Genomic DNA, 21,529 nt, shown 5'->3' on the forward strand with positions numbered 1-21,529 from the left:
TTAGCACGGCAGAAGGCCTTTTTATTGTCAGCCCACGGCCGTTGCAGGGACGTGCCAGGCAACAGTGCCGGGAGCCGGACGGGCGTAAAAAAACCGGTCAGCCGCGGGGCTGCCGGTAGTTACTGCAGGTAGGGGTGCCAGTTCTGGTCGAGGGTGCCGGCGCTGAGCTTGAGGAAGCCCGTGAGGGTGGGTTTTTTGGGCTGCTGCCGGATGGTGAGGCCGGCTTCCTGGGGGGTGTGGTGGCCTTTGGCGTGGTTGCAGCGGGTGCAGGCCGTGAGCAGGTTGCTCCAGCTCGAATCCCCGCCCCTACTTCGGGGCATTACGTGGTCGAGGGTCAGGTTCTTGGTCGAGCCGCAGTACTGACACTCGAAGTTGTCGCGCTTCATCACGTTATGGCGGCTCAGGGCAATGCCTTTGTAGGGCACGCGCACGTAGCGCTGCAACCGGATGATGCTGGGCTTCGGATAGGCCCGGCTCACGGTGCGCAATACCCCGTGCTCTGATTTGGCAATCAGCTCGGCTTTTTCCAGATACAGCAGCACGAACGCTTTTTGGACGCTGCACAGCGTAATAGCCGTATAGTCGCCGTTCAACACAAGCACCTTTTGGTCCATATAACGCGAAGAAAAAAGAATCTGTACTGCCAGAAAGCTAGATGATTCTTAGCGCATTAACAAGGGCGACCGGGTTCTGGTTGCGAAAGGTAAAATGACTTGAGGTGAGGTGGTGAGGTGGTGAAATGGGGAGTGGATGTTCGGGCGGCCCGATTGCGCCATTTGCACCGCCAGGCTACTCGAACATCCACTCCCCATTTCAACACCTCACCATCTTACCGTTATTCCTCGCTCAGAATCCGCTTGATTAGGCGGAGCTTGTGGCTGTACTTCTGCTGGTCGCGGCGGAAAATACCGTTGTGGTCGAGCGGGTCGATGCGGACTTCGCCGCTGGCGTGCAGAATCTGCTGGTCCTCCAAGAGCAGGCCCACGTGCACAATGCGGCCCTCGGCGTTGTCGAAGAAGGCCAGGTCGCCGGGGCGGGTCTGGGCCACGAAATGCACCGGCTGGCCCACATGGATCTGCTGGTGGGCGTCGCGGGGGAGCTGCACGCCCACCAGGCCGTAGAGCTGCTGCACGAGGCCCGAGCAGTCGATGCCGAACAGGGTTTTGCCGCCCCACAGGTAGGGCGCTTTCAGGTACTGAAGGGCCATCTTCTGAAGCAGGCGCAGCCGCACGGCGGCCGGCCCCTCGGGGCCGTGGCCGTTGCGCGGGTTGGTGGCGGCCCCGTTGTAGAAGTAGGTTTGCTCGCCCAGGCGCAGGGTCATGCCATCGAAAAACGGCAGGCGGGTGCCCAAGGTCACGGGCATGCGGGTGGCGTCGTCGCTCACCATCTGCACCACATCAAGGGTGCGGGGGTGGTCCTGGGCTTGCCACTGCTGAAAATACGCGGCCGTAACAGCCAAATGCTGCTTCACGTCCATCCAGCCCACGTACTGGTCGGCGGCCAGGCGCACCTGCACCCAATTGCCCTGCAGGAGCAGGATGGAATAGCACTCCCCAAAAATGAGCTGGGTAACAATTTCGGCCTTATCGGAGGGTTCGGCCCGCACCGGCACGGCGCTCAGGGCGCAAATTCCGTGTTCCAAAACGGTGAAATGGTGAGGTGGTGAAATGGTGAGTTGACGTTCGGGGAGCCTACCGGCACGGTTGAGCCTGATAAAGCGGTAATCAGCAGAAGGCAGGGCAGAAAGGTAAGCAGACAATTCCGCGCCAACAGGCCCGCTGAACGTCAACTCACTATTTCACCACCTCACCATTTCGCCTAATAGTCCCGGGCGCGGTCCATTTCGCGCTTCTGGTCTTTGGCCTTGAGGTCGTCGCGCTTGTCGTAGAGCTTCTTGCCTTTGGCCAGGGCAATCTCCAACTTGGCAAAGCCCCGGTCGCTCACGAACAGGCGCACGGGCACAATGGTCAGGCCTTGCTCCTGGTTTTTGCCGGCCAGCTGCTTGAGTTCCCGCTTGTTGAGCAACAGCTTGCGGGCCCGCTTGGGGTCGTGGTTGTTGTAGGTGCCCTCGGTGTACTGGGCGATGGTGATGTTGTGGGCCCAGAGGCTGCCGTCGGGGTGGAACACGCAGAAGCCGTCCTGGAGCTGCACGCTGCCCGCCCGGATGCTCTTAATTTCGGTGCCCTGCAGCATCATGCCCGCCGTGTAATTTACCAGAAAGGCGTACTCGAAGCGGGCCCGCCGGTTCTGAATGTTGATGTGTTTGGGTTTGTCGTCTTTGGCGTGGGCCATAGGGAAAGAGGCTGTAAGCGGCTTACTTCGGATCTGGTTCCGGAACACTGCCGCCGCGCAATGAAGGTAAAAAGAAAGTAACGGGTGGGTGCCGACGAGGTTGGCATTGCGCGCTCAGCTTACCAACAACGGCCCATCGCCTTCGTCTGACACGGCGTCACTGCACCCATTCAAACACCCGCCAGGAAGCCTGGTCGCAACTCAGGGAGTGGCAGAACGACGCTCGTAGACTGCCCGCCACTGATCCTGGTAGATGCGCTGGTATTGGCCAATACGCACAGGAGCAGTGGGCGGAATGTGGAAGACGTCGTTGGTCGGGTTGTAGTCGGGAATGATGTAGCGAACGGAATCAGCGGCAGCGCGGGCGAAAACGGAATCAAGCGGAGCAGTCGGTTTTGCCCAGAACGTGAGCCCCCGAATCTGGTAGGTATCGAGCTGCCCGAAGATAAAGTCGAGTGGGGCTACCACTTTGGTGCCATGCGCAGGCATGTAAGTAGCCAGGCGAGCATTGAGGGCCGTGATATCGGGACTTTGCCGATTGAGTTGGCGCACGTAAAGAAACTGAATCAGCGTCCCTACCGGATACAGTACAATAAGTGACAACAGCACCCGCCGGGCGCTTACCCCCCAGTTGCTGGCCGTTATCACTACCTCAACTACCACCACGATCAGAAATGGGGTAAAAAGCAGGTAATAATAGGCCGTAGGGCTTTTAGTGAGGAGCCAGAACAGGCCGATCAGCAGGATGGTGTAGCGTCCTATCGGCGTCAATAACGCCCCTGCGCCAGAAGAAGGCCGCTTGTTCCGGAAAGCCAGCAGCAAGGCAGCCAGTGTCAGCACCGAGAGAGGAGTTTCACCCGCACTATGGAAGAAAATCCTGTGGTATTTGGCCATCACCCGCAGCTTATCGGATACGTTCAGGTTGGGAGCCACCACCGGATAATGAATGAACTGCTCGGCCAGCACTGGCAGCTCACCCGCCAGAACGGCGTCGAGCGCAAACAAGGCCAGCACCGCGCCGGCCGGAATAGCAAACGCGAGCAGTGCCCGCCAATGAGCGCCATACCAGATCAGCCAGAGAGCCCCGGCGGCCATATAGATAGTGCCGTTGGGATGCATCAGGCCCGCCAGACCGGCCAGGGCCCCGGCAGCCACCAACCGGCCCAGCCGACCTGCTGACTTGCTTAGGAGCAGATAGGAAGAGAAGCCGCAAAGCGCCACGGTCGTTTCGGGCCGCCCCGCAAAACCATACAGCATCACCGAGCCGCAACCCACGTACAGCATTGCGGTCAGCCAGCGAGCCTCAACGGGGGCGGCACGCCAGTAGCGCAGCAGCACCCCCACCGTGGCCGCCGCCGACAACAGGGCCACCGATTTCACTGCCCACAGGCTTTCGCCTAATACTGCCAATTCGGCGGCCATCAGATAGATGTAGCCTTTATGGAAGATATAAAGCCGGTTATCCCATCCTTCGAAACCCCGAAATAACTCCGAATGCACATACCCGTCGCGCAGCAGCCAGAAAGCTTCCTCCGCCGACCACGCATCATCGAAATGGGCGTAGCGTCCAACCAGTGAGGCGGCAAACAGGGCCAGTATTACCCCCAGGGCGGCATAGTAGAAGTACTGGGGTAATAAACGTACGGGCAACGCCATATGGGGACGGGAACGATACATTAGTCCGGCAAACATACGCCTACCCCTCATATTTACCGGCCGCGCAGCTCCCGAAAGCGCGCCTGCAGTTTCTCGCGGCTCACGATGCGCTGGCCGGTACGGCCGGTGGCTACCAGCCGTTCCCCCACCCGGGCTTCTACGCGGCAGAGCAGCTCGGGGCCGTGGAGCTGCTCAAAAATAGCCCGAAATTCCACGGTTTCCCCTTCGAAGGCCGGCCCACGGTGCTCCACCGTCAGCAGCGTGCCGATGCCCTCCTCCCCTGCCTCCAGCATCTGCTCCACAAACTGCCGGCTCGTCCACTCCAGGGCCTGCCCCAGCGCAAACGTGCTCAGCACCGGATGAATCAGCCGGCCGCTGAGCACCGCGAAATCGGCCGCCGTCACGGTCAGCTGGTACGTCTGCGCATCGCCGGGCCGGAAAGGGTTGGTCATTTTCTGGTTTTTGGTGGGTGGTTTTTGGTTGTTCGGCTTTGGAAAGAACGTCATTCCGAGCGGAGCCGAGGAATCTCGCGTGCTGACCTTGGATTACCATTGCAACGCCAGCACGCGAGATTCCTCGGCTCCGCTCGGAATGACGTTCATTTTACCCTGACAACTGACAACTCAACTTACGCCAGCTTCAGGCGCGGGTCGGAGCTGACGAGTTGGGTGGCGAAGTCGCCGGCCTCGTACTGGAACTGGGCGGTTATGGCCACCATGGCGGCGTTGTCGGTGCAGTACTGGAAAGCGGGGATGAAGACCTGCCAGTTCTGGGCGGCGGCTTCGTCCTGCAGGGCCTGGCGCAGGCCGCTGTTGGCGGCCACCCCGCCGGCCAGGGCCACCTGGGTCAGGTTCTGGTCGGCGGCGGCACGGCGGAGCTGGCGCAGCAGCGTCTGGATAATGGTGTGCTGGATGCTGGCGCAGAGGTCGGCCAGGTTTTCCTGCACGAAGTCGGGATTCTGGGCGGTTTCCTTCCGGATAAAGTAGAGCACCGCCGTTTTCAGGCCGCTGAAGCTGAAATCGTAGCCCGGCATGGTACCCACCGGCAGCGGGAAGCGGGTGGGGTTGCCCTGGCGGGCCAGCTTGTCGAGGTGGGGGCCACCGGGATAGGGCAGCCCCAGCAGCTTGGCCGTTTTATCGAAGGCCTCACCCGCCGCGTCGTCGGTGGTCTGGCCGATGATTTCCATCTCGAGGGCGCTGCGCACCACCACCAGCTGGGTGTGCCCCCCACTCACGGTGAGGCACAGAAACGGGAACTGCGGCCGGGGCTCCTCAATAAAATGGGCCAGAATGTGGGCCCGCATGTGGTTGACGGCAATCAGGGGCTTACCCAGGGCCAGGGCCAGGGTTTTGGCAAACATGCCGCCCACCAGCAACGAGCCCAGCAGGCCCGGCCCCTGGGTGAAGGCCACCGCATCGAGGTCGTGCTTGCTGACGCCGGCTTTTTTGAGGGCGGCTTCCACCACCGGCACCACGTGCTGCTGGTGGGCGCGGGAGGCCAGCTCGGGCACCACGCCCCCGTACTGCTCGTGCACCTGCTGGGTGGCCACCACGTTGGCCCGCATGTCGCCGTTTACCAGCACGGCGGCCGAGGTGTCGTCGCAGGAAGATTCGATGGCGAGGATGGTGGGCATGGCGGCAGAAGCTAGGATGTGGGGAAATTGGGGGTTGGGCGCGGGAATTGGGGCAAGGGGAACTGGCACTTCGTTCTAGTGGGTCGCCTCACCCCCCCGCCCCCCTCTCCAGGGGGAGAGGGGGAGCCAGCCGCATTGAAGTAGCACGGCGGTAGAGATGCTTCGACTGCGCCCCGCATGACGTTTTGAGTAATTCCGTTCGGACTTCTGGTTCTCGGGTTTCGACCCCAACATTTCCGGCAAAGGTCGGGTAAAAGCGTGGCGTAGGCAACGGTCGGGGGCAAGTGCCTATCTTTGTTGTTGCCCCTCTCAGCCCCCGCGCCGTGCCCCGGTTTCTGTCCGTCCTCCTCAAGGTTGTGTTTGCCCTGCTGCTGCTGCTGGTGCTGGCCCTGACGGGCGCGCTGGTGGCGCTGCGCGTACCCAGCGTGCAAACCAACCTGGCCCAGCGCGCCGCCCGCGTGCTGACCGAGAAGCTGGGCCAGAAAGTACAGGTGGGCCGCGTGGATATCCGCCCCTTCTCGCGGGTGCTGCTCGAAGGCGTGCGGGTGCTGGACCGGCGCGGCAACGAGCTGTTCAGCATCGGGCGGGCCGACGCCGACATCAAGCTCTTCAGCGTCTTCGACCCCTCCCACCTGCACGTGGGCCGGCTCACGCTGGAGGAGCCGCGCTTCCACCTCGTCACCTACAGGAATCAGCCCGACTCCACCACCCTCGACCAGTTCATCAGCTCCGTTAAGCGTCTGCTGGGGCCCTCCGATACCACCAAGGCCAGCCAGCCCTTCGACTTTCAGATTGAGGCCCTGAGCTTGCGCAACGGCCGGTTCGTGCTGGAGCGCCAGGACGAGCCCCGGATTCCGGAGTACGGCCGGGTAATGGATTACGCCCACATGCGCCTCGACAGCATCTACGCCGATGCCGACCAGCTCTGGTTCCGGGGCGACTCGATTCACGCCAACATCAGCGGCCTGCGCACCGTGGACACGCCCTCCGGCACCCGCCTGCGGGAGCTGACGGCCAACATGACCTACGCCAGCACGTTCTGGGAGTTCGACAAGCTCATGCTGCGGGTGCAGAACAGCAAAATTCACGACTACCTGCGCTTCGAGTACGCCCACTTTCTCAACTTCACCGACTTCAACGACTCGGTTAAAGTCATTGCCCGGCTCCGGCCCAGCCGCCTGTATTCCGACGACATTGCCAAGTTTGCGCCCCAGCCCGCGGTGCGCGACCTGAAGGAGACCATCCTCATTTCGGGGCAGGCCAAGGGCTACGTGCGCAACTTCACCACCCAAAACCTCGACCTCCAGTACGGCCGGAACACGCGGGTGCGGGGCAGCATCAACGTGGAAGGGCTGCCCAACTTCCAGGAGAGCTTTATTGTGATGCGCCTGCAACCCTCGGTGGTAGATGGGCGCGACATCCGGCGCTACATTCCGGCCAGCGGCTGGCCCTACGTGCAGCGCCTGGGCACGGTGCGGCTCAGCGGGCAGTTTCTGGGCTTCTACAACGACTTCGTAGCCAACGGCTCGTTTAAAACGGCCCTGGGCTCGGTCACCTCCGACGTCAACCTCAAGTTCAGGACCGACCCGCGCTACTCCACTTACGAGGGCCAGCTGCGCACCACCGGCTTCCAGCTGGGCAAGCTGCTGGGCGACGAATCGGTGGTGCGCGACGTGACCATGAACGGACGGGTACAGGGCGTGGGCTTCGATTTGCGTACGGCCCGCCTCACGGCCAACGCCACGGTGGCCAGCATCTGGCTCAACGGCTACCGCTACCGCAACATCACCACCAACGGGCGCTTCAGCCGCGAGTCGTTTACCGGCCAAATTGCCGCCAACGACCCCAACCTGCAGTTCGATGCCGACGGCACCGTCAACCTCAACGCCCGGGCCCAGGCCTTCGACCTGCGGGCCCGGGTGCGCCGCGCCGATTTGCGGGCCCTGGGCCTGACCCGCGAAAGCGTGGTGGTGGCCACCACCGCCGACGTGAACTTCCAGGGTCTGCGCCTCGACGAGCTGCTGGGCTACGCCCACCTGCGCGAGTCCCGCCTGACCTACGCCGGCCGCACTGTGCGCGTGGACACGCTCGACGTGCTGAGTCGCCTCCGCGACGGGCAGCGCCGCGTAACGGTGCGCTCCGAGGTTCTCAACCTGGGTCTGACGGGAGACTTCACGCCCAGCACCGTGCTGCGCGACGTGGCCACGCTCGTCGAGGAATACCGCCTCAACTTTGCCAGCAACGACGCGGCCATTGCCGATTACTACCGCCGTAAGCGCCAGCGCCCCCTGCCCAATTACGAGGTGGCCCTCGACCTGTACCTGAAACGGCCTAACCCGCTGCTGCGCCTGTTCGTGCCCCAGCTTAGCGTCTCGGATTCCACCCGCATCGAGGGCTCCTTCCGCAACGGGCAGACCTCCATTTTCCAGTTGGGCGGGCAGGTGGCCGATCTGCGCTACGACAGCCTGCGCCTGCAGGGCAGCGAGTTTGATTTGGTGACCTCCAAGCTGCCCTACCAGCCCGAGGTGCTGGCCCAGGCCAGCGTGACCTCGGAGCGGCAGCGGGTGCCGGGGCTGGGCGCCACCGAGAACTTCTACGTGGAAGGCGTCTGGGACCAGGAGAAAATCAACTTTTCCACCTCCCTGGCCCAAACCGGCACCACCAACAAGGCCCAGATCAACGGGGCCCTGGCCTTCCTCGATAACGCCGTGAAAATCACCTTCCGGCAGTCGGGCGTGAACTTGCTGGGCAAGAACTGGACGATTGCGCCCGATAACTCCCTCGTGATTTCGGGCGGGGGCCGGGAGTTCGACTTCCAGAACGTGACGCTCAGCAACGGCAACCAGAGCATTAGCGCCCAGGGCTTCCTGTCGGAAGATGCCAACAAGCCCCTGGCCCTGACGGTCAAGGATTTCGAGCTGGCCACCCTCAACGGCCTCACCGGCGGGCAGCAGTTCGCGGGCCGGGTCAACGCCCTGGGCACCATCAGCGGGGTGTTCGGGCCGCTGGTCATCAACTCCACGCTGCGGGTCGACTCCCTGCAGATGGACGACGTGCTCATCGGCAACGTGCAGGGCCGCGGCGACTGGGACAACGCCACCGACCGGCTGGGCGTGAACCTGGAGGTGGAGCGGGAGGCGCGGCGGGTGCTGGCCGTGACGGGCTACCTCGCGCCCGGCTCCCAAACCCAGCAGCTCAACCTGACCGGCGTGCTCGAGCAGGCCCCCGTCAGGCTGGCCCAGCCTTTCCTGAGCAGTTTGTTCAAGGACATCAGCGGCACCGGCGTGGGCACCCTGCGCCTCGGGGGCCGCTTCAGCGCCCCCGTGCTCACGGGCAACATCGACGTGACCGACGGCCGGATGACCTTCATTTACCTGGGCACCACCTACACGTTCTCCGACCGTATCCGGTTTCTGGAAGACCGCATTGCCCTGCAGAACATCACCGTGCGTGATGTGCAGGGCAACGTGGGCACCATCAACGGCAACATTTACGAGCGGGGCTTTCAGGATATGCGCCTGGACCTGAACGCCTCCTTCCGCAAGCTGCAGGTGCTCAATACCACCCGCAAAGACAACGACCTGTACTTCGGGCAGGCCTACGCCACGGGCACGGCCCTGGTGCGCGGCCCGGCCGACAACCTGTTCGTGAACGTGACGGCCCGCAGCGAGGCCGGCACCCGGGTCTCCTTGCCCTTCGATAATGCAGCCAAGGCCGAGCAGGCCAGCTACATCAAGTTTGTGAACCGCAACCTCTCCGACTCGGCCCGGGCGGCGCTGGCGGCCCAGGGCCCGGTTACCAGGGGCAGCACCGACCTCTCGGGCATTCGCCTGAACATGAACCTCGACATCACGCCCGATGCTTACGTGGAGCTGCTACTCGATGAAAGCACCGGCGACATCATCCGGGGTACGGCCGCCGGGCAACTGCGCCTCAACATTGATACCCGCGGCGACTTCAACATGTACGGGCAGGTGGAAATTGTGCGCGGGGCCTACAACTTCACCCTCCAGGGTCTGGTAAACAAGGAATTTGTGGTGCGCCCGGGCGGCACTATTGCCTGGAACGGCGACCCGCTGGCCGGCGAGATGAACGTGACGGCCACTTACACCCAGCGCACCAGCGTGGCCCCGGTGCTGTTCAACACCAGCAACACGAACGGCACGGGGGCGGTAGTGCCCGTGACGGCCGTCATGAACCTGACCGGCCCGCTGCTGCAGCCCATCATCAAGCTCAACCTCGAATTCAACGATATCCCGTCTTCCCTGGAAGGCGACCTGGCGCCCTTTCTGTCGGCCATCCGCAACGATGAGCAGGAGCTTAACCGGCAGGTGTTCAGCCTGGTGGTATTCCGGCAGCTGACGCCGGTGGGCTCGTTGGCCGTCACGCGCCTGGAGGGCGGCAACAATGCCCTGGGCAATAGCCTGGGCCAGATTCTGAGCACCCAGCTGGGCCTGCTCACCTCCCAGATTGACCCCAACCTGGAAATCAGCTTCAACATTAACGGCCTCACGGCCGAAGACCTGGCCGCCCTGCAGCTGCGCCTGAGCTACTCTTTTCTCAACGGCCGCCTGCGCATCACCCGCGACGGCAGCTTCGGCAACGCCAATGCCGGCAACAACGCGGGTACGCCCCTGGCCTCGGCCCAGACGTCAGTCATCGGCGACCTGAGCCTGGAGTACTACCTGCGCCCCGACGGGAAGTTCCGGGCCAAGCTGCGCTACGAAACCACCCCGCGCGACTTCAGCGCCGGTCTGAGCCAGGTCAACCAGGCCCGGGCCGGCCTGTCGTTGCTGCACACCGAGCAGTTTGACACCTTTCGGGAGCTGTTCGCCCGCAAACGCCTGAGCCGCCGCGACCAGAACGCCCGCAAAGCCCGCGAGCTGGAAATCGACGACGACCCAAGAACCGTACTGTAAGTGGCAGGATGAGGGACCCGGTGAATGAGTGCATGGGTAACGAAACCCCTCCCTTCGCTCACGCCCCGAGTCGCTCATGCACCACTTCACTTATTCACTCATTCACTGAAAATGAAGCAACCCACCCGCAAGAAAAAGCTCGGTAGTTACCCGCACCTGATGGTGGTGTTCAGCATTACGCTGGCCCTGCTGGTAATTGGCTTGTTCGGGCTGCTGCTGATTCATGCCCACAAGGTATCGACGCTGGTGAAGGAAAACCTGGAAATGCAGGTCTACCTGGAGCGCAACCTGCCCGAAACCCAGCTGCTGCGCCTTCAGCAGGACCTGGGCCGCAAGCCCTACGTGGCCCGCAAAAACGGGGAGCCCCAGGTGCGTTTCCTTTCCAAGGAGGAAGGCGCCCGCCAGCTCATCGACCAGACGGGCGAGGACTTCCAGCAGTTTCTGGGCGACAACCCCCTGCGCGATGCCTACCTGCTCAACCTCAGCGCCGATTACGCCGATACCAAAAACCTGGCCCGCATCCGGCAGGAGCTGAGCCAGGAACCGGGCGTGTTCGAGGTAGAGTACGTGGAAAGCCTGATTACTTCCGTCAACAAAAACCTGCGCAACGTGAGCCTGGTGCTCATCGGGTTTGCCGCCATTCTCACGTTTGTGGTGGTGGTGCTCATCAACAATACCATCAAGCTGGCCCTGTTTTCCCAACGCTTCCTGATCCGGAGCATGCAGCTGGTGGGCGCCACGCCGGGCTTTATTCAGTGGCCGTTTTTGCGGCGGGCCATGTGGCAGGGCCTGGCCAGCGGGCTGCTGGCCAGTTTGCTGCTGGCGGCTTTGCTGCAGTACGCCTACCTGCAGCTCGCGGAGCTGCGCCTGCTCGAAGACGACCGGCTGTTTGCGGCCCTGGCCGTGCTGCTGGTGGCCCTGGGCACGGGCATCGGCTTCCTCAGCTCCTGGCGGGCCGTGCGCAAGTACAGCGGCATGTCGCTGGATGAGTTGTATTGAGGGAGACTGAGTTGCTGAGGGACCGGGGGACTGGGTTGATGGTACGTCATCCTGAGCGGAGCGAAGGACCTTATCACGTTGAAACAGCCGTGATAACAACCTGTGCTCACATGATAAGGTCCTTCGCTCCGCTCAGGATGACGTACCATCAACCCAGTCCCCCACCCTCATCAACCCGGACCCTCCGCTCATGGCCTGCAAACCCGCATTGGTTGAATATGTGCGGCGGCTTGTTCCAAGACCCCTACCTTTGCCCCCATGGAACCGACTACTCCCCGCTTCGCCTTCGGGCCGCGTAACTACCGCCTGATGTTTATCGGGCTGGCCGTACTGGCGGCCGGCTTCATTACCATGACCCTCGACCCGACCCAGTACGGCGAAGGATTCCTGGGCATTACCCTGGGTCCGATTCTGCTGGCCATCGGCTTCGGCATCGAGTTCTGGGCCATTATGGCCCGCTCCGGCCCGGCCGCGCCCGTGGCCCGCGACGCGGCTACCGTTAACACCGTACCCTCGCAGCCGGTGCCCCCCGTCGGCCCCTCGCCGACCTTTACCTCCCCTACTTACAAGCGCTAACCCACTTGTTCATCTGTCATCCGGCGCTGGTGCAGGGCCTGATCCCGTTGGAGCGACCTCGTTTTCACGATTCGGTCGAGCGGGATCAGGCCCTGCTCTAGCGCCGGATGACGGGCGTTCTTTCGCCGGCGTCCCAGTTTCCGGGGCCCAACCATCCAAGACCTCATAAATGACTTATTGGCAAGCGCTGCTGCTGGCTATTGTGGAAGGCCTCACCGAGTTCCTGCCCGTTTCCAGCACCGGCCACATGATTATCGCCTCCGCCCTGCTGGGCATTCCGGCCACTGCCTTCACCAAGCTCTACCTGGTCGTGATTCAGCTCGGCGCCATTCTGTCGGTGCTGGTGGTGTACTGGCGGCGGTTTCTGCAAAGCTTCGATTTCTACCTCAAGCTGCTGGTAGCCTTTCTGCCGGTGGTGGTGGTGGGTCTCACGCTCAAGAAGTACATCGACATCCTGCTCGAATCGGTGACGGTGGTGGGCCTGATGCTGCTGCTGGGCGGCCTGGTGCTCATGTTCGTGGATAAGTGGTTTCCGCAGGAAACGACCGATGCGGGCCGCCCCACTACCACGCCCAGCTTCCGCCAGGCCTTCGTGATTGGGGTATTTCAGTGTCTGGCCGTGGTGCCGGGCGTGAGCCGCTCGGCGGCCACCATCATCGGTGGCCTCACCCAGAAGCTCACCCGCAAGGCCGCCGCTGAATTCGCGTTTTTCCTGGCCATGCCCACTATGGCCGCCGCCGCCGCCAAGGACCTGCTCGACTTTTACCAGGACGGCGGCCGCCTCAGCGCCGCCGACGTCAAGCTGATTCTGTTCGGCAACGTGGTGGCCTTCGTGGTGGCCCTGCTGGCCATCCGGCTGTTTATTGGCTTTGTGACCAAGTTCGGGTTCCAGGCCTTCGGGATTTACCGCGTTATCGTGGGCGGGATTCTGCTCGTGATGATCGGTCTGGGCATTGATTTGCAGTTGCTATGAGTGAGTTGAACCTGAGTGATTTTGATTTCGAGGCCGGCGAAGTGCTGCTGCTGGACAAGCCCCTGACGTGGTCGTCGTTCGACGTGGTGCGCAAGGTGAAGAACGCGCTGCGGATCCGGAAAATCGGCCACGCCGGCACCCTCGACCCGCTGGCTACCGGCCTGCTGATCCTGTGCACCGGCAAGAAAACCAAGCAGATTGACCTGATTCAGGCCCAGCAGAAGGAGTACACCGGCACCTTCCGCCTCGGCCAGACCACGCCCAGCTTCGACCTGGAAACGCCCATGGACCAGGAGCGGCCCTATCAGCACCTGACCGAGGAGGCCATCCGGGCGGCCGTGGCCCAGTTCGTGGGCGAAATCACCCAGACGCCCCCGCTGTTTTCGGCCGTGAAGGTGAACGGGGAGCGGGCCTATGAAGTGGCCCGCCGGGGCGAGGAAGCTGTTATCAAGAGCAAGCAGGTAACTATCGAGACGTTCGAGCTGACCCGCATCGAGCTGCCCGAGGTAGATTTCCGCGTGACCTGCTCCAAGGGCACCTACATCCGCAGCCTGGCCCGCGACCTGGGCCTGGCCCTGGACTGCGGCGCCCACCTGACCAAGCTGGTGCGCACCCGCATCGGGGAGTACGCCCTGGCCGAGGCCCTTACCCTGGACCAGATTCAGGCCCTGGCCCCGCCCCGCCCCCCCGCCGACCCCAGCCGCCCGCCCCGCCCCCGCCGGGAGCGGCAACCCGAGCGCCGCGCCGGCCTGGAGTACTTCAACGCCACCCACGCCGCCCCGCCCCCGCCGGATTCCGGTTCCGAAAATTCGTAACCTTGCAGCAGCAGCCCGCGTTGCCCGGTGATTTGCATACGGCATTCCATCACGCGCGCCAATCTTCGCCCCAAGTACTCATAGTCAGAACGGAGGCCAACAGCTAACAGCTGGAAGCTAGTAGCTCAAGTATGCAAGTTATTCACGACCCGGCCGCCTTTCCCTACCTCGGTAACGCCGTGGTAACGAGCGGCACGTTTGACGGCGTGCACGTGGGGCACCAGCAGATTCTGGCCCGCCTGCGGGAAGTGGCCCGCAGCAGCGGCGGGCCGTCGGTGGTAATTACCTACTGGCCCCACCCGCGCCTGGTGCTGGCCCCGCCCCCCTCCCACCCCGAGCCCCTCGACCTCTACCTGCTCAACACCCTGGAGGAGCGCGCCGCCAAGCTGGCCGAATTCGGGGTGGACTACCTGCTGGTGATTCCCTTTACCCGCGAATTCGCGGCCTGGTCGTCGGAGGAGTTTATTCAGCGCATCCTGCTCGATACCGTGGGCACCGCCAAGCTTGTCATCGGCTACGACCACCGCTTCGGCCGCAACCGGGAGGGCGGCTTCGACTACCTGCGCGAGCACTCCGGCCGCTACGGCATGAGCGTGGAGGAAATTCCGCGCGAAGACGTGGACGCGGTGGGCGTGAGCAGCACCCGCATCCGCCGGGCCCTGGAAGCCGGCGACGTGGCAACCGCCAACCGCTACCTGGGCTACGCCTACCCCTTCACGGGCACCGTGGTGCAGGGCCGGCAGCTGGGCCGCACCATCGGGTGGCCCACGGCCAACCTGCACGGGGCCGAGGACCTGAAGCTGGTGCCGGCCCGGGGCGTGTACGCCGTGCGCGTCACCACGGCCACCGGCGCCACCTGGCCGGCCATGCTCAACATCGGGGTGCGCCCCACCGTGGCCGGCAACCTGGCCCAGACCGTGGAGGCCCACCTGCTCGGCTTCGAGGGCGACCTGTATACCCAGTCCCTGACCGTGGAGTTCGTGGCCCGCCTCCGCGACGAGCAGAAGTTCAGCGGCCTCGACGAGCTGAAAGCGCAGTTGGCCCGGGATGCCGAGGCGGCGCGGGCGGCGCTTTAGGTGTTTCCCGCAGCGGTGCGCGGAGAATTGCGCGCAGGACCGCAGTGGAAAAAGGGGGCTGTTCTTCTTGGCAGCCCCGGCTTACGCCGCCGCGCGCCTTTGCGGGAAATGCTACCTTGCCGTTTCCAAACCCACCCATTCGTTCTATGATTAACAAAGTAGTAAGCGGCCCCGAGGCGGCCCTCGAAGGCCTTACCGATGGTATGACGCTGATGCTGGGCGGCTTCGGCCTGTGCGGCATTCCGGAAAACGCCATCCAGGAAATTCTGCGCCGGGGCGTGACGGGGCTCACCTGCATCAGCAACAACGCCGGTGTCGATGATTTCGGTATTGGCCTGCTGCTCCAGACCCGGCAGGTGCGCAAGATGATTTCCAGCTACGTGGGCGAAAACGCCGAGTTCGAGCGCCAGCTGTTGGCCGGCGAGCTGGAAGTGGAGCTGATTCCGCAGGGCACCCTGGCCGAGCGGTGCCGGGCCGGCGGCGCGGGCATTCCGGCCTTTTACACGCCCGCCGGCTACGGCACGGAAGTGGGCGAAGGCAAGGAAAGCCGGGAGTTCAACGGCAAGATGTACCTGCTCGAAACCGCCCTGCACGCTGATTTCGCCTTTGTGAAAGCCTGGAAGGGCGACACGGCCGGCAACCTCATTTTTAAGGGCACGGCCCGCAACTTCAACCCCATGATGGCCACGGCCGGTAAAATCACGGTGGCCGAAGTGGAAGAGCTGGTGCCCGCCGGCGAGCTGGACCCCAACCAGATTCACACGCCCGGCATTTTCGTGCAGCGCATTTTCGAGGGCCAGAACTACGAGAAGCGCATCGAGCAGCGGACGGTTCGGCAGGGATAATGAGGTGATGAAGGGAAAGGAGGTGAGGCTGTCAGCCGGCCCTCCACTTTCCCCAATGTCCTTTCTAACCTCATCACTTCATCACCACTCACCTCATCACTCCATGTTAGACAAACACGGCATTGCGAAACGCATTGCGCAGGAAGTTCAGAACAACTCCTACGTCAACCTCGGCATCGGCATCCCGACGCTGGTGGCCAACTACATTCCTGACGGCATCAACGTGGAGCTGCAAAGCGAAAACGGGCTGCTGGGCATGGGCCCCTTCCCCACCGACGCCGAAGTGGATGCCGACCTCATCAACGCCGGCAAGCAGACGGTGACCACCCTGCCCGGCTCCAGCCTCTTCAGCTCCGCCGATTCGTTCGGTATGATCCGGGGCGAACACGTGGACCTGACCATTCTGGGGGCCATGGAGGTATCAGAAAACGGCGACATTGCCAACTGGAAAATCCCGGGCAAAATGGTGAAGGGCATGGGCGGCGCCATGGACCTGGTGGCCTCGGCCAAGAACATCATCGTGGCCATGCAGCACGTGGCCCGCGACGGCAGCAGCAAGCTGTTACCCGCCTGCACCCTGCCCATCACGGGCCTGCGCTGCGTGAAGAAAATCGTGACCGAAATGGCCGTCCTCGACGTGACGTCCGACGGCTTCGTGCTCCGGGAGCGGGCGCCCGGCGTGACGGTGGAGCAAATCAAAGCCGCCACCGCCGGCAAGCTCGTCATCCCCGCAGGCGAGGTACCAGAGATGGTTCTTTAGAGCTTGGCTCCGAGAGCCTAGATACTAGAACTTAGAGCTTAGAAACGTTCTGCTTATCCTGCCAAGTGGCGAAAAAGAACAGTTCTAAGCTCTAAGTTCTAGTATCTTGGTTCTACATCCGCAGCATGGCCTGGGTCAGGATGTGGCGGGCGGCTTCGAGGGTGAAGTGGGAGAAATAGCGGCGAAAATGGGCCAGGGCCTGGTGGGCGGGCAGGGAACCGGCGCGCACGGCCCCGGCCAGGTGCAGGGCCAGCTCGTCGGGCTGGCTGGTGAGGGCCGGGAATTCGTCGTGGTACTTGTAGCGGTGCAGCACCTGCACGCGCAGCGCCGCCGTAGCACCGGGCACCTGCAGCAGCAGGCGGCTGATGAGCAGCTGCACCTCATCCATGAACAGGGTGCGCACCAGCCCCGGCGGACAGGGCACCCGCTGGCCGGGGACAGCCGTGAGCAAGACGGCGGCGGGACTTTCGGGCTGCCAGGGGATAAGGGCGGGCGGCGCGCAGAGCCAGGCCGTGGCCGGGAATGTTTCGGGGGCCTGCAACACGGCAGCCAGGGTTTGCAGACGACGGTCGGACGGCGGTAGCATGCGGCAAGGTACACCCATCCGCCCGGATGCCGTCTGCCAACGTGCGCCGGAAGCCGGCTTTCACAAGCCGAATGCTGCGCGTGCTTGAACCAGTCATCTGTTCTGATTCGATCAACTGCATCCTTTTCTGGTCCGCACTCCAGCTGCCGGGGCCTTCTGCCAGCCGGCGGCATTGCACTGTCGCCACAGGCGGTCAGACGTGCTTACGGTTGGGAACAACAGGCTACTCCGGCCGCGGCGAGCCGGCCGCTGACGACTGTTTTGCCGGGGCTGTCCGACCTTTTTTCCCATCAAAACTGTTGGGCTTCCCGTACTAACCCGGTACCCCTGCTGCGGGAGTGGTACCTTTACGTGCTTTCTGACGACATCATTTCCCCGAGTATATGCCTGCAAGTTCACACGGAAAAACCGGCGGCAAGGCCGCCAAAAAGAATACCCTGCCCGGCATGCCGGCCCACCCGGAGCTGACCACCACGCCGGTTCCGGAAGCCCACAAGCTGGTGCTGCGGACCCTGCGCCGCGCCGATTTCAAGGAAGTGAAAACCATCATGGACAAGGTGTACTCCAACATGGAAGGCTCCTGGGCCCAGGATGAGTACAACGCCCTGATCCGCAAATTCCCCGAGGGCCAGATCTGCATCGAGGACAACGGCAAAATTGTGGCCGCCGCCCTGGCCATCATCGTGGAGTACAGCAAGTTCGGCGACAAGCACAACTACGCCAAAATCACGGGCAACGGCAAGTTCGACACCCACGACGCCGACGGCGACACGCTCTACGGCGTTGATGTGTTCGTGGACCCCGAGTACCGCTCGCTGCGTCTGGGCCGCCGCCTCTACGATGCCCGCAAGGAGCTCTGCGAAAATCTGAACCTGCGCGCCATGGTGGCCGGGGGCCGTATTCCCGGCTACAGCGCCTACGCCAACGAGATGACGCCCGCCAAGTACGTGGAGATGGTGCGCAATAAGGAGCTCACCGACCCCATCCTCACCTTCCAGCTGGCCAACGACTTCTACGTCCGCAAAATTATCCGCGGCTATTTGCCCTACGACTCCGAGAGCAAGGCCTACGCCACCCTGCTGGAGTGGATTAACGTGTACTACGACGAGGAAACCGATAAACTCATCGGCAACCAGAAGTCCAACGCCCGCATCGGGATTGTGCAGTGGCAGATGCGCGCCACCAAGGATCTGGAGGATTTCTTTCAGCAGATGGAGTTCTTCGTGGACACCGTCTCGGGCTACAAGGCCGACTGCGTGCTGTTCCCCGAGTTCTTCAACGCCCCCATGATGGCCCTCACCAACGAGGAGTCGCCCTCGGTGGCCATCCGCTCGATGTCGGCCTTCACCGAGCCCATCAAGGTGAAGATGATGGAGCTGGCCGTGAGCTACAACATCAACGTAATAGCCGGCTCCATGCCGCTCTACGAGGAGGGCAAGCTCTACAACGTGAGCTACCTCTGCCGCCGCGACGGCACCGTGGACGAGCAGTATAAGCTGCACGTAACCCCCGACGAGGCCAGCTACTGGGGCATGCGCGGGGGCAGCCAGCTCCGTTGCTTCGATACCGACTTCGGCAAAATCGGCATTCTGATCTGCTACGACGTGGAGTTCCCCGAGCTGAGCCGGATGCTGTCGGATGAAGGCATGAAAATCCTGTTCGTGCCCTTCTGGACCGATACCAAGAACGCCTACCAGCGCGTGCGTCTCTGCGCCCAGGCCCGGGCCATTGAAAACGAGTGCTACGTGGCCATCACCGGCTCGGTGGGCAACCTGCCCCGCGTCGAGAACATGGACATCCAGTACTCGCAGTCGGCCGTGTTCAGTCCCTCCGACTTCGCCTTTCCTCACGATGCCATCGTGGCCGAGGCCACCCCGAACACGGAAATGACCCTCATTGCCGACCTCAACCTGGACCTGCTCAAGGACCTGAACACCAGCGGGGCCGTACGCAACCTGCGCGACCGGCGCAAGGATCTGTACTCGGTAAGCTGGGTGAAGAAAACCGAGCGCGACGACGAGCTGCTGAGCCAGGGCGAGGAGCGGGCCCCCAAAACCGGCCGCCGGGCCTCCATCCCGATGGCCTAGCGCTGGCTGCCCTATTGGGCAAGCACGCCATCCTGGCTTTCTACGGCCTGTCAAGCAATTGACAGGCCGTTTTGCGGTTAGTAGCGGGCAGTAATATTCGGGCTATTGGCGGGCAAAAAGTGGCCTTAGCGGGTTTCTGGATTAAAATGGAATTAATTAATCCGTTTGCTGAACCCACCAGCCTTGGTTTGTGCGTACGTGAAAAAGTTCCCACTCATTTCATCATTTTATCCATCATTCCATTCACCAACCTTTACCCGCTCATGCAAACATCTAATACTCGTCGGATGACATCCCGGCGCGGTGGCCTTCTGCTCGGCGCTCTGGCCCTGCTGGCAACTCCCATCGCGGCTTCGGCCCAAACAGTTTACGGCCTGTCCATCACTACCACCCTTTCCACCAACCTCGTATCGTTCGAGGCGGCCACGCCGGGTACATTCACCCTGAATGTGCCCATTACGGGCGTTGCGGCAGGCCAGACCATCGTTGGCATTGACTTCCGGCCGAATACCGGGGAGCTGTTCGGGCTGGGTTACGCCACCACTGGCACCCAGGCGCAACTCTACACCATCAACCGTACGACCGGCCTGGCGGCGCCCATTGGCACGGCCCTTACCCTCGATCTGGGTTCCGACCTGAACCGTATCGGGTTCGATTTCAACCCCACCGTGGACCGGATTCGGGTGACGGCCGGCAACCGTGCCAATTTCCGCCTGAACCCGAACAATGGCGCGTTGGCCTTCACCGACGGCACGCTGACCTATGCTTCCGGCGACGCCAATGCCGCCGCCACGCCCGGCGTTGGCTCCTCGGCCTACACCAACAGCTACATTGGCACTACCGGCACCACGCTCTACAACCTGGATGAGGCCAACAGCCGCCTCGTAACTCAGAACCCGCCCAACGACGGCATCCTGAACACGGTAGGCCCGCTGGGCGTGGCCGTGAATGGCGCCGGGCAACTCTCCGATCTGGATATTTACACCGATCCGGCTACTAACGGTCAAACGGCCTATATGTCGGTGGCTACCGTAACGGGCCTGACGGGCGCTACCACCACTTTCTACACGCTGGATCTGTCTACTGGCACCGCCACGGCCGTGGGTGGCGTGGGCACCGGTCCTATTGTAGCCGTCACGGATATTGCCGTGCAGATTATGCGGCCGGCCACCTTGCCCGCCATTACCGGCAATCTGGCGTATGCCCTGGCCGGAGGCAACCTGCTTACCTTCGACACGGACTCTCCCGGCGCCATCCGCACCTCGGTAGGTGTTACGGGCGTCACGGCCGGCCAGACGCTGGTGGGTATGGATGTGCGTCCGCTCAACAATGCCCTCTACGCCCTGGGGTATAACGCGACTACCCAGACCGGGCAGGTGTACACCCTCAACGCCGTCACCGGCGCGGCCACCAGCATCAGCAACAGCCTGGATTTGCCCCTGGGCACGGGCAGCGTGGCCTTCGATTTCAACCCCACCGTAGACCGTATCCGGGTAGAGGGCGTGAACCGCGCCAACTTCCGCCTCAACCCTAACGACGGCACCGCCGCCCCCACCGTGGATGGCACGCTCACCTACCTGGCCGGCGACGTAAATGCCGCCGCTACACCGGCCATTGGCTCGGTGGCCTATACCAACAGCTACCCCGGCCCGGCTGGCACGACCCGCACCACGGCCCTGTTTGCCTACGATGAGGCGCTGAACATTCTGGCCAACCAGGTGCCCGCCAACGACGGCACGCTCAGGACCATCGGTGCTTCGGGCATCACGGTAACGGCCGGCCCCAACGTGGACATGGACATTTACAGCACCGGCGAGGGCGTGAACACGGCCTACCTGGTAGCGGCCACCGGCTCCTCGACCAGCTCCAGCCTCTACGCCCTGAACCTGACTACCGGCGCGGCCACGGCCCCCGTGCTCATCGGCAACGGCATTGCGGTGCGCGACCTGGCCATTGCCGGGGCCGCCGGCGTAACCACCGGCACCCGCAACCAGACCGTGGCCACGGGCTTCGCACTGTTCCCCAACCCCGTTACCAGCAGCGCCCAGGTGAGCTTCCGCCTGCCCCGGGCCGGTGCCGCTCAGCTGATTCTGACCGACGCCCTGGGCCGGACCGTGGAGCAGGTATCCGCTGGCTCGCTCCCGGCTGGTCCCCACACCCTGCCCTGGAGCGCCGCCAGCCACCGGGCCGGCGTGTACTTCCTGCGCCTGCTGGTCGATGGCCAGTCGGCCGGTGTGCAGCGCGTACTGGTGCAATAGTGGTGAATGAGTGAATGAGTGGCCCGGCGAGTCAAGCTGGGGCACCTTTACAGC

17 protein-coding genes are annotated in these 21,529 nt (G+C 63.1%); 10 read left to right on the plus strand and 7 right to left on the minus strand.

Going from position 1 to position 21,529, the window contains the following annotated elements; all coding sequences use genetic code 11:
- Positions 1-119 precede the first annotated feature (119 nt).
- From KLP40_RS00235 to tsaD, 6 genes are all read right to left on the minus strand, one after another.
- Positions 120-614: an HNH endonuclease gene (locus KLP40_RS00235; RefSeq protein WP_215591453.1), complete on the minus strand. Its 495-nt coding sequence runs from the start codon at positions 612-614 to the stop codon at positions 120-122.
- 221 nt (positions 615-835) lie between these two features.
- Entirely contained in the window at positions 836-1,642 is an 807-nt protein-coding gene (locus KLP40_RS00240; protein WP_246558561.1) for a C40 family peptidase, read from the minus strand.
- A 176-nt stretch (positions 1,643-1,818) separates the two neighbouring features.
- Positions 1,819-2,292: an SsrA-binding protein SmpB gene (smpB, locus tag KLP40_RS00245; RefSeq protein WP_215591454.1), complete on the minus strand. Its 474-nt coding sequence runs from the start codon at positions 2,290-2,292 to the stop codon at positions 1,819-1,821.
- A 201-nt stretch (positions 2,293-2,493) separates the two neighbouring features.
- The gene (locus tag KLP40_RS00250; protein ID WP_215591455.1) at positions 2,494-3,948 is read right to left on the minus strand and encodes a hypothetical protein; all 1,455 of its coding nucleotides are present in this window, start codon (positions 3,946-3,948) and stop codon (positions 2,494-2,496) included.
- A gap of 53 nt (positions 3,949-4,001) precedes the next feature.
- Positions 4,002-4,400 (minus strand): thioesterase family protein, encoded by a 399-nt coding sequence (locus KLP40_RS00255; RefSeq protein WP_215591457.1) that lies wholly within the window; start codon positions 4,398-4,400, stop codon positions 4,002-4,004.
- Between the two features lie 176 nt (positions 4,401-4,576).
- Positions 4,577-5,581, minus strand: a complete 1,005-nt coding sequence (gene tsaD, locus KLP40_RS00260; RefSeq protein WP_215591458.1) for a tRNA (adenosine(37)-N6)-threonylcarbamoyltransferase complex transferase subunit TsaD — start codon at positions 5,579-5,581, stop codon at positions 4,577-4,579.
- A 323-nt stretch (positions 5,582-5,904) separates the two neighbouring features.
- Between tsaD and KLP40_RS21490 the strand changes: the two genes are divergently transcribed.
- The 8 genes from KLP40_RS21490 to KLP40_RS00300 all read left to right on the plus strand — a co-directional run bounded on the left by KLP40_RS21490 (position 5,905) and on the right by KLP40_RS00300 (position 16,544).
- Positions 5,905-10,500, plus strand: a complete 4,596-nt coding sequence (locus tag KLP40_RS21490) for a translocation/assembly module TamB domain-containing protein (RefSeq protein ID WP_215591459.1) — start codon at positions 5,905-5,907, stop codon at positions 10,498-10,500.
- Positions 10,501-10,611: 111 nt separating this feature from the next.
- Entirely contained in the window at positions 10,612-11,499 is an 888-nt protein-coding gene (locus KLP40_RS00270; protein WP_215591460.1) for a cell division protein FtsX, read from the plus strand.
- 258 nt (positions 11,500-11,757) lie between these two features.
- Positions 11,758-12,075, plus strand: coding sequence for a DUF3098 domain-containing protein (locus tag KLP40_RS21495; RefSeq protein WP_215591461.1), 318 nt, complete (start codon positions 11,758-11,760; stop codon positions 12,073-12,075).
- 169 nt (positions 12,076-12,244) lie between these two features.
- Positions 12,245-13,048, plus strand: a complete 804-nt coding sequence (locus tag KLP40_RS00280; RefSeq protein WP_215591463.1) for an undecaprenyl-diphosphate phosphatase — start codon at positions 12,245-12,247, stop codon at positions 13,046-13,048.
- Positions 13,045-13,863, plus strand: coding sequence for a tRNA pseudouridine(55) synthase TruB (truB, locus tag KLP40_RS00285; RefSeq protein ID WP_215591464.1), 819 nt, complete (start codon positions 13,045-13,047; stop codon positions 13,861-13,863). The genes KLP40_RS00280 and truB overlap by 4 nt, the downstream gene beginning before the upstream one ends.
- A 131-nt stretch (positions 13,864-13,994) precedes the next feature.
- Positions 13,995-14,939 (plus strand): bifunctional riboflavin kinase/FAD synthetase, encoded by a 945-nt coding sequence (locus tag KLP40_RS00290; RefSeq protein ID WP_215591465.1) that lies wholly within the window; start codon positions 13,995-13,997, stop codon positions 14,937-14,939.
- Positions 14,940-15,085: 146 nt separating this feature from the next.
- Complete coding sequence (locus KLP40_RS00295; protein ID WP_215591466.1) at positions 15,086-15,784, plus strand: CoA transferase subunit A; 699 nt, start codon at positions 15,086-15,088, stop codon at positions 15,782-15,784.
- 103 nt (positions 15,785-15,887) lie between these two features.
- Positions 15,888-16,544 carry a 3-oxoacid CoA-transferase subunit B gene (locus tag KLP40_RS00300; protein WP_215591467.1) on the plus strand — a complete coding sequence of 219 codons (657 nt, stop codon included), beginning with the start codon at positions 15,888-15,890 and terminating at the stop codon, positions 16,542-16,544.
- 112 nt (positions 16,545-16,656) lie between these two features.
- Here the strand turns inward: KLP40_RS00300 and KLP40_RS00305 are convergent, their stop codons facing one another.
- The gene (locus tag KLP40_RS00305; protein WP_215591468.1) at positions 16,657-17,130 is read right to left on the minus strand and encodes a hypothetical protein; all 474 of its coding nucleotides are present in this window, start codon (positions 17,128-17,130) and stop codon (positions 16,657-16,659) included.
- A 446-nt stretch (positions 17,131-17,576) separates the two neighbouring features.
- Between KLP40_RS00305 and KLP40_RS00310 the strand changes: the two genes are divergently transcribed.
- Both KLP40_RS00310 and KLP40_RS00315 read left to right on the plus strand, forming a co-directional pair.
- Positions 17,577-19,217 carry a bifunctional GNAT family N-acetyltransferase/carbon-nitrogen hydrolase family protein gene (locus KLP40_RS00310; RefSeq protein ID WP_246558582.1) on the plus strand — a complete coding sequence of 547 codons (1,641 nt, stop codon included), beginning with the start codon at positions 17,577-17,579 and terminating at the stop codon, positions 19,215-19,217.
- A 263-nt stretch (positions 19,218-19,480) separates the two neighbouring features.
- Positions 19,481-21,475 carry a DUF4394 domain-containing protein gene (locus tag KLP40_RS00315; RefSeq protein WP_215591471.1) on the plus strand — a complete coding sequence of 665 codons (1,995 nt, stop codon included), beginning with the start codon at positions 19,481-19,483 and terminating at the stop codon, positions 21,473-21,475.
- The last annotated feature ends 54 nt before the right edge of the window (positions 21,476-21,529 follow it).

Origin of the sequence: Hymenobacter piscis (assembly GCF_018760735.1) — a bacterium.
Taxonomy (GTDB): domain Bacteria; phylum Bacteroidota; class Bacteroidia; order Cytophagales; family Hymenobacteraceae; genus Hymenobacter; species Hymenobacter piscis.